We start from the raw sequence: 7181 nt of genomic DNA on the forward strand, positions 1-7181 counted from the left end.
ACCGTAATGCAAGGTACGGGCTTTCGAGGCCTAAGTTTCTTCTCTTTGAGCCGGCTCAAAGAGAAGAAACTTAGGCCTCGAAAGGGAGTTGCGGCCCGTTCGGCGTCAGACCCCGCTCGCGACCAGCGGGATCAGCGGGACGTCGGGGTGGGCGCGCTCGAACGCGCGCGCGTGCCAGACGTCGCGGAGCAGGACCAGCGGCGTCCCGTCGCCGCGCCGCGCGATCTCCAGCCCGGGGTAACCGGCGATGGTGTCGAGGTCGCTCGGCGCCGCCTCACGGGCGAGCGACAGCCCGAGCGTCTCCATGCGGATCGGCGCCGAGAACTCGTGCTCCATGCGGAAGGCCGCCACCTCGAACTGGAGCGGACCGACCGCGGCGAGGATCGGGTTGCCGTCACCGCGCGCCTCGTTGACCAGGACCTGGACGACGCCCTCCTGCTCCAGCTGGTTGATGCCCTTGCGGAACTGCTTGGAACGGCCCGGATCGGCCACGCGGGCCGCGGCGAAGTGCTCCGGTGCGAACACCGGCATCGGTGGGAAGCGCACCTTGGCGCCCGAGGAGTCGAAGACCGTATCGCCCACGGCGAGCGTGCTGGCGTTGACGAGGCCGACGACGTCGCCGGGGTACGCGTCCTCGACCGTCGCACGCTCTCGGCCGAAGACCGACAGGGCGTACTTGGTGGCGAACGGCCGGCCGGTGCGCTCGTGCGTGACGACCATGCCGCGGTCGAAGCGGCCCGAGCACACCCGGATGAAGGCGACGTGGTCGCGGTGGTTCGGGTCCATCCCTGCCTGCATCTTGAACACGAACCCGCTGAACGGCTGGTCGACGGCGCGCTCGCCACCGTCGACGTCGGGCCGCGCGCCCGGCGCGGGTGCGAGGTCCACGACGGCGTCGAGGAGCTGGCGGACGCCGATGTTCGCGAGCGCCGCGCCGAAGAGCATGGGTGTCGTGGTGCCCGCGAGGAACGAGTCGCGGTCGACGGCGTCGAGGAGCTGGACGCTCTCGACGGCCTCGGTGTGGTCGTCGCCCAGGGTGTCGGCGGCGGCCTGCGAGGTCAGCACTGTCTCCTCCGCGATCGACGCGCCACCCGGGGCGCGGCGGTAGGTGCGCACCTCACCGGTCGCGCGGTCCACGAGCCCGAGGAACCGGCCGGCCTCGCCGATCGGCCAGGTGAGCGGCGTCGGGCGCAGGTTGATGCGCTCCTCGAGCTCGTCGCACAGCTCGAGCGCCTCGCGGCCGGGGCGGTCCCACTTGTTGACGAACGTGATGACCGGAACTCCGCGGCGTCGGCACACCTCGAACAGCTTGAGCGTCTGCGGCTCCAGGCCCTTGGCCGAGTCGAGCAGCATGACGGCGGCGTCGACGGCGGTCAGGACGCGGTAGGTGTCCTCGGAGAAGTCGGCGTGCCCCGGCGTGTCCAGGAGGTTGATCACGACGTCGCCGTAGGCGAACTGCAGCGCCGCCGAGGTGATCGAGATGCCGCGCTTCTGCTCCATCTCGAGCCAGTCGGAGACGACGCCGGCGCGGTTGCCCTTGCCGTGCACCGCCCCGGCCTCGTCGATGGCGTGCGCGTGCAGCGCGAGCGCCTCGGTCAGGGTCGACTTGCCGGCGTCGGGGTGGGAGATCACGGCGATACTGCGCCGTCGGGCCGCCTGCGCCTCGACGGAGCGGGCGTCCGAAGTAAGAACTGTCACCGAGACTCACCGATCTGTTCGTGCTGCAACAACCCCATACCCATCTCTCGTTCGACAGTCCTCCACCCTATCTTCCCGCACGTCACCCACCGGCCAGGACCGGAAGCAGGACCGCCGACGGCCTGGCCGGGTCGTGCAGGATCTCCTGGTCCGCCACGACGGCCTCGGTCCCGAGCTGGTCGCCGGTACCGAGGTTGCGGTCGTACCGTGGATGAGCACCGCTGGAGACCTGCAGCCGGAGACGGTGGCCACGCCGGAACCGGTACGCCGTCGGCCAGAGTTCGACCCGTGCCGTCCGTACGCCGTCCGCGTCCGGCTCGTCCCGAGCCGTGAGCCGGAGGATGCCGTCGCAGACATTGACGGAGCGCCCGTCCGGTGCCACGTCGCACAGCCGCGCCACGACGTCGGTGTGGCTACGGCTGGAGCGGAGGTAGATCTCTGCCGCGACCGTCCCGGACACCTCGAGGTCGTCCGCCAGCTCCGGGGCTGTGAAGGTCAGCACGTCGGGCCGGGCCTCCAGGCGCCGGTTGTCGCGCACGCCGCCGCCATACAGCTGCGGCCCGCCGACAGCCGGCGTCGGGTCATCCGGGTCGTACCGGAACCTCGACGGCTCGCCCGCGCCGCCGTCGGCCGGGGCGGAACCGCCGGGTTCGAGCCGGCCTCCGGCGTGCAGCCGCCACCGAGCGGTCTCGCGGCCGGCGGGCGGCCACTCCGGGCGCTCCTCCCACCGGTCGGCTCCCGGTACGAACAGCCGGACGGGCCCGCTGGGCAGGGTGTCCGCACCGCGCAGCGCGTGGTCGAGGACTGCGAACGCCTCGCGCTGGTACTCGCGGGTCATGACGCCCCCGCCGTGCGTCCACGGACCGACGAGGAGCCGCACCTGTTTGCCCGCCTCGCGCAGGGCGGCGTAGCCGTCCAGGATCCCGGGCAGGAAGACGTCCTGCCAACCACCGGCGAGGTGCACGACCGGGGGCAGGTTCACCGCGTGGTCCCGGTGGTCCGACCGGTCCCAGAACTCCCCGGGCTCCGGGTGCCCGACCCAGTCCTGGAAGAAATCGACCGGCTCTCCGACCGCGGCACGGTCGGCCGCGGTGACGGGGAGCCGGCCGGCCGCCGCGCGCACCCGCCGCCGAGCGCCCGGGAGCCGCAGCAGCCCGGCGAGCAGAGAGACACCTCCCGGGCGCGTCAGGGTGTGCATCTGCTCCGCCCAGCCGAGCCAGTCGTGCAGCGCGAACGCACCCCCGCGGTACATGAAGGTCTCGTACACCTCCGCCGGCGCGTCCTGGACGAGGGCGGCCTTCCACTCGGGGACGGGCGCACCAGCGAGCTCCCACTGGGTGTAACCGAGGAAGCTGGCCCCCCAGGTGGCAAAGGCACAGGGGAACCAGTCCTGCTCGCGGAGCCAGTCGATCAGCGCGGGACCGTCCGAGCTCTCCAGGTGCCAGCCCGTGAACCTGCCGCCGGAACCACCGGTGCCCCGCAGGCTCACCACCAGGACCTGATAGCCCCGCTCGGCGATCAGGCGAGCCGTGAGGCCCGCGCCGCCACGCCCGTACGGGGTGCGGATCAGGACCAGCGGAGCGTGCTCGTCCACCGCCGGGTGGTAGCGGTCGGCGAGCACCTGGACGCCGTCGGCCATCGGGACACGCAGATCGCGGACGACCCGGACGTCGGAAGTTCGCGCGGGCGGTAGGCCGAGGCTACGGCCGAGGATCCTGGTGAGAACAGTCATCGCACCGAACCTACTACCCGGGTTCAACCGGGGCGGCACGACCGTGACCAGCATCTACAGCCCGTGTATACAGCGTGTGTATAGTGGCGGTCATGTCCGTCGCACACACTCTCCTTGGGCTTCTCGAGGCCGGGCCTCGCCATGGCTACGACCTGAAGCGCTCCTACGACGAGCGCTTCGGGCACGACCGGCCGCTGCACTACGGCCAGGTCTACTCGACGCTCGCCCGGCTGCTGAAGAACGGGCTCGTCGAGGTAGAGGCAGAACCCGGCGCGGGTCCCGAGCGCAAGAAGTACGCGATCACCGACGCCGGCGTGTCCGACGTCACCGGCTGGCTCGCCGCGCCCGAGAAGCCCGAGCCCTACCTGCAGAGCACGCTCTACACGAAGGTGGTGCTCGCTCTGCTGACCGGGTACGACGCCAACGACGTGCTTGACACGCAGCGTTCGGAGCACCTGCGCCTCATGCGTGAGCTCACGCGCCGCAGGGACGGCGGCGACCTGGCCGACCAGCTCGTCTGCGACCACGCGCTGTTCCACCTGGAGGCCGACCTGCGCTGGCTCGAGCTCACCGCCGCGCGCATGCAGCAGCTCGCCACGCAGGTCCGCGCATAGCGCGTCCGCCCACATCCCCACCACGCGACCCGATCCTGGAGCCCCGATGCCCACCGAACCACTGCTCATCGCCGAGGACCTGTCCCTCAGCTTCGGCGCCACCACCGCGCTCGACTCGGCCTCCGTGCAGGTGCACGCCGGGGAGGTCCTCGCGCTGATGGGTCCGTCCGGGTCCGGCAAGTCCACCCTGCTCCACTGCCTGGCCGGGATCCTCCACCCCGACCAGGGCCGTGTGACCTACGCGGGGCGCGACCTGACCGCCATGCACGACGACGAGCGCAGCGCCCTGCGGCGCACCGAGTTCGGGTTCGTCTTCCAGTTCGGCCAGCTCGTCCCCGAGCTCACCTGCCTGGAGAACGTGGCGCTGCCGCTGCGGCTGGGCGGTGCGAGCCGCCGCGCGGCGCTGCGCAGCGCGGAGGCCTGGCTGGAGCGGCTCGAGGTGTCCGACGTCGCGGGCAAGCGCCCCGGCCAGGCGTCCGGCGGACAGGGGCAGCGGGTGGCGGTCGCCCGTGCGCTCGTGACCCGGCCCAAGGTCGTCTTCGCCGACGAGCCGACCGGCGCGCTGGACACCCTGAACGGCGAACGGGTCATGCAGCTCTTCGTCGCGGCCGCCCGGGAGACCGGGGCCGCCGTCGTGCTCGTCACCCATGAGCCGCGCGTCGCGGCGTACTCCGACCACGAGGCAGTCGTGCGCGACGGCCGCGTGCGTGCGCGGGAGTACGTCCGATGAGGCGGATCAGCGATCTGGCGCTCGGCATCCGCCTCAGCGTCGGTGGCGGACGTTCCGGCTGGGTCCGGCTGGCCCTGATCGCCGTCGGCGTCGGGCTGGGGGTCACGATGCTGCTGGTCGCCGCCAGCATCCCCACGGTGCTCGACGCCCGCGAGGCGCGCGCGGACGCCCGCTCGGTGGCCAGCGCCCAGGAGCTCACCGTGGGCGAGCCGTCGGCCCTCACCCAGGAGGTCCGGTCGATGTTCCGCGAGGACCCCCTGGTCGGGCTGGTGATCCAGCCGGAGGACGACGACGCTCCCCTCCCGCCGGGCGTCACCCAGCAGCTCGCGCCGGGCGAGGTTGTCCTCTCCCCCGCTCTGGCCGACCTGCTCGCCTCCGACGACGGTGCGGCGCTGCGAGGCCGGTGGGGCGACGACGTCGTGGGCACCATCGGAGCCGAGGGCCTGACCGGGCCGGAGGAACTCCGGTTCTACCTGGGCACCGACCAGCTGAACACGGCGAACGCCACGCGCATCCAGTCGTTCGGCGGGGGCGGTCCGGTCTCGGACGGCCCCGACCCCGTGCTGCTGCTGCTCGTCCTCGTTGGCATGGTCGTACTGCTCCTGCCCGTCGGGATCTTCGTCAGCACGGCGGTGCGGTTCGGCAGCGAGAACCGCGACCGGCGGCTCGCCGCGCTGCGCCTGGTCGGGGCCGACGTCGGCATGACCCGCCGGATCGCCGCCGGAGAGACCCTCGCGGGCGCCGCGGGCGGGCTCGTCGTCGGCGGCCTGCTGTTCCTCGCCATCGGGCAGGTGGCAGGCAGCGTCGTGCCCCCGAGCCTGAGCTTCTACCCGGAGGACCTGCGTCCCGCCCCGGTGCTCGCGGCACTGACCGTGGTCCTGGTCCCCGCGATGACGGTCCTGGTCACCCTGTCCGCGCTGAAGCAGGTGCTGGTCGAGCCGCTCGGTGTGGTCCGGCGCAGCAGCGAGCGCCGACGGCGGTTCTGGTGGCGGCTCGTCTTCCCGGTGCTGGGCGTGGCCCTGCTGACCCCGCTGGCGGACGGGCTCGACGACTCGCTGCTCGGCCAGGCCATGGTCGTCGCCGGGCTGGTCCTCGTCCTGGTCGGCGTGGCGCTGATCCTGCCGTGGCTGGTCGAGGCGACGGTGCACCGGCTGGGCAACGGCACGGTCGCGTGGGATCTCGCGGTGCGCCGTCTGCAGCTCGACAGCGGGACGGCGGTCCGCGCGGTCTCCGGGATCGCCGTCTCGGTCGCCGGGCTGATCGCGCTGCAGGGTCTGGTCGGGGCGATCGGGACGCTCAGCGCCGAGACGCAGGCCGACACCAGCACGTTCCAGGCCACGGTGCTCGACATCGACCCGGACGCGGACGCCCCCGAGACCTGGACGCGTGAGCTCACCGGCGCCGAGGGCGTGCAGGGGGCCGGAACGCTGAGCACGATGTGGGCGCTGCCCACGGAGGCCTCGCGGCCGGCGTCCGGCGACGACGAGGTGGCTGTCGAGTCGGGTACGTGCCAGGTGCTGGCTCAGGAGGCGCAGCTCGGCTCGTGCGAGGACGGCGACGTGTTCGTCGTCGTGCCGGACGGCGCCACCGCGCCGGCACCTGGTACGACGTACGTGCTTGACGCCGGGCAGGACACCGAGAGCCGGTGGACGCTCCCGGCGTCGGCCGAGACGGTGGCCCCGCCGAAGGGCGGGATGAACGCGATGGGTGGGATGCCCGCACGCGTCCTGGTCACGCCGGGGGCGCTGGACGGGATCGCTCTGGATCCGACGGCGGTGACCACCTACGTCACCCTGGATCCCGACGTACCGGACGCCCTGGACCACCTGCGCACCGCGGCCGCCCAGGTCGACCCGGTCGCCTACACCACGCCGATCGACCAGGAGCGCATCGCCTCGATCCTTGGCAACGTGCGGCAGGCGCTCCTGGTCGGGACGATCGCGCTGCTGGTGCTGATCGGCGCGAGCATGCTGGTCAACGTCGTCGAGCAGCTCCGGGAGCGCCGTCAGCTGCTCGCGGTGCTCGTCGCGTTCGGCACGCGGCGTCGGACCCTGAGCGGTTCGGTGCTGCTCCAGCTCGCCATACCCGTGGTGCTGGGGCTCGCCCTGGCCGTCGCGACCGGCTCGGGACTGGCGCTGGCGCTGCAGACGGCGATCAAGGCCCCGCTCTCGTTCGACTGGCAGGGGGTTGGGGTGACCGCGGGGGCCGCCGCGGTGATGGTGCTGCTGACGACGGCCGCTGGCCTGCCGCTGCTGTGGCGTCTGACCCGCCCGGGCGCGCTCCGCAACGAGTAGGCGGGGCCTGCGGCCCTTGTCGTCGGCCGCTGGCCGTCCGCAGGCGTGCCGTAGCCGCTGACGCCCCAGTCGCCGAACTCGCCCCACACGAGGTAGCCGAGCCGGTCGGCGTG

The 7181-nt window shown here is 72.6% G+C and carries 5 protein-coding genes; 3 read left to right on the forward strand and 2 right to left on the reverse strand.

The window, feature by feature from the left end; translation table 11 throughout:
- Nucleotides 1–105: 105 nt before the first annotated feature.
- Nucleotides 106–1698, reverse strand: a complete 1593-nt coding sequence (locus AB0F40_RS26970; protein ID WP_357475299.1) for a peptide chain release factor 3 — start codon at nucleotides 1696–1698, stop codon at nucleotides 106–108.
- Between the two features lie 82 nt (nucleotides 1699–1780).
- On the reverse strand, nucleotides 1781–3430 hold the full coding sequence (locus AB0F40_RS26975) for a CocE/NonD family hydrolase (protein WP_357475301.1): 1650 nt from the start codon (nucleotides 3428–3430) through the stop codon (nucleotides 1781–1783).
- A 92-nt stretch (nucleotides 3431–3522) separates the two neighbouring features.
- Between AB0F40_RS26975 and AB0F40_RS26980 the strand changes: the two genes are divergently transcribed.
- The 3 genes from AB0F40_RS26980 to AB0F40_RS26990 are packed head-to-tail and all read left to right on the forward strand — an operon-like array spanning nucleotide 3523 to nucleotide 7068.
- Complete coding sequence (locus tag AB0F40_RS26980; protein WP_357475303.1) at nucleotides 3523–4044, forward strand: PadR family transcriptional regulator; 522 nt, start codon at nucleotides 3523–3525, stop codon at nucleotides 4042–4044.
- Nucleotides 4045–4090: 46 nt separating this feature from the next.
- Nucleotides 4091–4774: an ABC transporter ATP-binding protein gene (locus AB0F40_RS26985; protein WP_357475305.1), complete on the forward strand. Its 684-nt coding sequence runs from the start codon at nucleotides 4091–4093 to the stop codon at nucleotides 4772–4774.
- Complete coding sequence (locus AB0F40_RS26990) at nucleotides 4771–7068, forward strand: FtsX-like permease family protein (protein ID WP_357475307.1); 2298 nt, start codon at nucleotides 4771–4773, stop codon at nucleotides 7066–7068. Before AB0F40_RS26985 ends, AB0F40_RS26990 begins: the two co-directional genes overlap by 4 nt.
- Nucleotides 7069–7181 lie beyond the last annotated feature (113 nt).

It is taken from the genome of Promicromonospora sp. NPDC023987, assembly GCF_040639055.1.
In the GTDB taxonomy this organism is placed as follows: Bacteria; Actinomycetota; Actinomycetes; order Actinomycetales; family Cellulomonadaceae; genus Promicromonospora.